The organism is Nodosilinea sp. LEGE 07298 (assembly GCF_015207265.1).
GTDB lineage: Bacteria > Cyanobacteriota > Cyanobacteriia > Phormidesmidales > Phormidesmidaceae > Nodosilinea.
Genome location: NZ_JADEXE010000453.1, coordinates 1 through 3,785, shown reverse-complemented (window position 1 = coordinate 3,785; position 3,785 = coordinate 1). Strand labels below are relative to the sequence as shown.

Here is a 3,785-nt window from a genome sequence, read left to right as displayed (position 1 = left end):
CCGCCTCGCCCGAGTGGATGCAGGCGATCTACGAGCGCTGGCGGGCCGCCGCCTGGGAAAAGGTCTCGGTGCTGATTTTTATTGTGCTGGCGGTGCTGACCCTGGTGGGGGTGGAACTCCCCCCCGGCCAGTTTGGTACGCTGCTCAGCGGCGGCGTGATACCGCTGCTGAATATGCTGGTGGCGCTCAAGGTGGCCCTGGGTTCGTGGGCGATCACGCTACTCTTCATTCGCTACCGGGGGCTGCTGTAGAAAACCTACGGCCCATCAAAGCACCAGCAACGCTTTGAGATCTCACCAAGGACGGGGGCTACTCGTTGCCTGAGTAGCCCTGAATATTTTCGGGGCGAAACTGGCGCAAGATTGGGGTAGCCTGGCGCACTATGGCTTCAGAGCCCCGCACCACGACCAAAAACTTGCCGTCATCAAGCCGATTGCGATACGACAGCGCGTCGCCGCTACCGACCGCAATGCCCACCCCGCCGCCGATAAAAAATGCTCCCATGGCCGCAGAACCGGCCCCCAGCAGCCCGCCGATGATTTGGTTGCCAAGTCGCCCCGCAAACTCAAAGGTATCGAGCCCGGTAATGTTGTTGAACACAAACCCGGCTGCAAACCCAAAGGGCACCAGCCACAGCAGCATCATGCGAATTTGCTTCCAGGCCTGGTTGGCGGGGTCGATTAGGCCATACTCATCGGCGGTTTTAAAGCCTTTGCCCAAAATATCGAAATTCTCTTTGGGCAGGCTGGCCTGCTCCAGGGCGCTGTAGGCTTCTTCAGCTTTGATGCGGTTTTCTAAAACGGCGACCAGGTAATTCATTGCAAATGACGAAGGGGCAAAACGAACGGTAGGTGTAGACCCACTTGATATTATGCCTTGTGGGCGTTCGTCCCTTAGGCGAGTCTTTGAGCATTGCTCCTAATCCTCAGACCATCACCGGCCCTGGGGCAAATATCTGCCGATCTAGCCGAGTTTGAGCAACGACCTGCCCTGCTTTGATCACTGTGCGATCGGCAGGGGCAGCCCCCACGGCCTCCGCTACTGAAGTAGCCTTCAGCAGCACCAGATCGGCCTGGCTTCCAATCGTTAGTCCATAATCAGCTATGCCAATGGCGCGGGCTGCCTGGGTGGTAGCCATTGCCAAGCAGAGCCGATGGCTGGCGGTGGTGCCCAGCTGTAGCACCTGAGCCAGCAGGGTGCAAATTTTGAGCACATCGCCGTCGCCAAAGGGCGTAAACAAATTGAGAATGTTGTTGGTGGCGACCCCCACGTTGACCCCCTGCTCGGCCAGTCGATGCAGAGGAGCGACCCCCCGACGCTGGTTGTAGGTTTCCTGGCGGCTCATCATGTACAGGTCGGAGGCGGGCAGGGCCAGAATCGAAATCTGGGTTTCTCGCAGGGCAGCGGCCAGGTCAGCCAATTGCTCCGGGGGCAGCCCAGCCAGCTTGGTCATGTGCCCCAGGCAAACTCGCCCCTGCCAGCCTCGACGCTGGGTTTCAGCAATTACAAAGGGCAGCAGCAGGGGTTCATCATCGTCTAAAAAGTCGAGGTGGAAATCGACATCGCAGTCATACTCCTGGGCGATATCGAAGATGTGCCGCACATTGGCTTTGGGGTCGGGGTCGACGTAGGGGGCCGAGCCGATCGCATCGCCGCCCAAGGCCATGGCCTGGCGCAGCAGCGGCAGGGTTTCGGGCTGTTGGGTAATGCCCTCTTGGGCAAATACCACTAGCTGTAGCGTAATGCCCCAGCGATACTCCTGACGCAGGGGCAGCAGCGCTTCCAGCGATCGCAGTCCGGCAGTGGGGTCAACTTCGACATGGCTACGCATGGCGGTAATGCCAAAGCCAATCGCGCGATCGAGCACCTGGCGGGCGCGAGCTTGAATATCGGCCTCCGTAAAGCCCTGCTTGAGGCTGAGGGTTTCGGCCATGGCCTCGGCAAAGGTGCCGGTGTGGGCCGGGCGGCGATCGAGCAGCAGGGCTTTGTCGAGGTGAATATGCCCATCCACCAGGCCAGGGATGAGGAGACTGGCGTTGGCGTTAAGCGTGTTGCTGAAGTCGGCGGTCGGATCGGGACTGGCGGCGGGGGCGATCGCAGCAATTTTTCCCTGGCTCAAAACCAGGTTCCACAACCCGTCTCGATCGGGCAGGCGAGCGTTGATAATCTGCAAATCAGGCGGCATGGGGGATGCTATAAGGCCGAGCTTCTCAGCAGAATAACCCGAGATTGAAGCTGAAAATGCCAAACCTAAGACTTGACCGGTCTAATGGTGACAGACCTAACAGCCCAAGGTTCAAGGCTTCATACCCAATCCGGCTTGGCTAGCCCCGGTTGGGCTGGGCAAACACCGTTGGCCCCTACGCAATCCGTCTGATTAGAATCGGGGTTATGCGATTCGGATTTTGCATCAAGTTTCCAGGTTCGAGACCTACCGTGAACCGTACACCATGAACCGTACACCCTCCTAACCCCTTAACAATTGCCCGTTCCCTTAGGTCTGGCCCCCAGGGCACACCGTCGACCACTGATCTAAATTTGCCCGCGACTGAATAAAGCCGGTGAGTTCGCCCCGGTAAGCAATCAGACGAGCGCGATCGGCTGAGGCGGGCGGTATCAGCACCACCAGGCGATCGACTGAGGCGGCAGCGCAGGCCCAGTCGCTGGCGGCCACCGCCTCAGCCAGGGTTGCTTGGCGCTGCTCAATTTCGGCCAGCTTGGCGGCCTCGGCCCGCTCTCGGGCCAGGTAGGTTTCCATATTGCGAATGGCGGCGGTGGCGTAGCGATCGCCCGGTCGAGCCGCCAGGGCGCGACGAAAGTTGATCAGCGCTGTGTTGTAGTCTTGGCGCTCGGCAGCCGAGTAACCGGCCAGCATGGCGTAGCGGTAGCTCTGCGCTCGCGATTGTTTTAGGCGGCTGTCGAGGGAATCTGCCTCTGCCGCAGCCGGGGCGGCAGGCATCGGGGCCTTTGCCATCGCCTGCCCCAGCCCCCCACTGATCAGAGCAACCCCCAGAGTTAACCCCACCGCAATCTTGCCCACACTCCCCATCGCTGCCATTTTTGCTGCCCACGCTACACGACTGTATAGGGTAGCGAATTTTTGGGCGGTCGCAGCACCCATCTGGGCCAGAGCTAGACCGAACGGTTGAGGGCTTTGGCGGCTAACGACCCTGCAATCATCGCCGCCAGAAACAGCACCGGGTTGGCCGACCCCAGGCCTAGAGCGGCGATCGCAGGCCCCGGACAATATCCGCCCAGCCCCCAGCCAATGCCAAACAGGGCAGCCCCCAGCAGCAGCGGGCGATCGATATCGTTACGATTGGGCACAAAGAATTTGTGGCCTAGCACTGGGGTAGGCCGCTTGAGAATAAATCTAAAGCTAATCAGCGTAACCAGCACCGCACCGCCCATTACAAAGGCCAGGGTGGGGTCCCAATGGCCTGCTAGATCGAGAAACCCAATCACCCGCTGAGGGTCAATCATTTGCGAAAAGCCCAGCCCCAGGCCAAACAGTAGCCCAGCCGTAAGGGCCACTAGTTTTTGGGCTAGGGTGTTTTGCTTAGTTGCACTCTGCGTCGTCATTGATCGATCTCCTCAAGTTCTCTAAACCCAGCCCAGCAGGTGCCGGGTAATGAACACCGTAACCACGCCAGTGGTCATAAAGGTGAGGACCGCAACCAGCGATCGCACCGACAGCCGCCCCAGCCCGCAGACGCCGTGGCCGCTGGTGCAGCCGTTGCCCAGGCGGGTGCCAAAGCCCACCAGTAGACCCGCCACAATCATGA

6 protein-coding genes are annotated in these 3,785 nt (G+C 59.9%); 1 reads left to right on the top strand and 5 read right to left on the bottom strand.

The features are described from left to right. On the top strand, window positions 1-251 hold a 251-nt coding region (locus IQ273_RS31540; RefSeq protein WP_397199118.1), incomplete at its 5' end, for an MnhB domain-containing protein. Between the two features lie 58 nt (window positions 252-309). Here the strand turns inward: IQ273_RS31540 and IQ273_RS31535 are convergent. The 5 genes from IQ273_RS31535 to IQ273_RS31515 all read right to left on the bottom strand — a co-directional run. Then, a complete protein-coding gene (locus IQ273_RS31535) occupies window positions 310-819 on the bottom strand; it encodes a hypothetical protein (protein WP_194027036.1) in 510 nt (169 codons plus the stop codon). Between the two features lie 106 nt (window positions 820-925). Beyond that, a complete protein-coding gene (locus IQ273_RS31530) occupies window positions 926-2,185 on the bottom strand; it encodes an amidohydrolase family protein (protein WP_194027035.1) in 1,260 nt (419 codons plus the stop codon). Between the two features lie 309 nt (window positions 2,186-2,494). Beyond that, window positions 2,495-3,058 carry a hypothetical protein gene (locus tag IQ273_RS31525; protein WP_194027034.1) on the bottom strand — a complete coding sequence of 188 codons (564 nt, stop codon included), beginning with the start codon at window positions 3,056-3,058 and terminating at the stop codon, window positions 2,495-2,497. A gap of 74 nt (window positions 3,059-3,132) precedes the next feature. Beyond that, window positions 3,133-3,582: a YeeE/YedE family protein gene (locus tag IQ273_RS31520; RefSeq protein WP_194027033.1), complete on the bottom strand. Its 450-nt coding sequence runs from the start codon at window positions 3,580-3,582 to the stop codon at window positions 3,133-3,135. Window positions 3,583-3,603: 21 nt separating this feature from the next. Beyond that, on the bottom strand, window positions 3,604-3,785 hold a 182-nt coding region (locus IQ273_RS31515; protein ID WP_194027032.1), incomplete at its 5' end, for a YeeE/YedE family protein.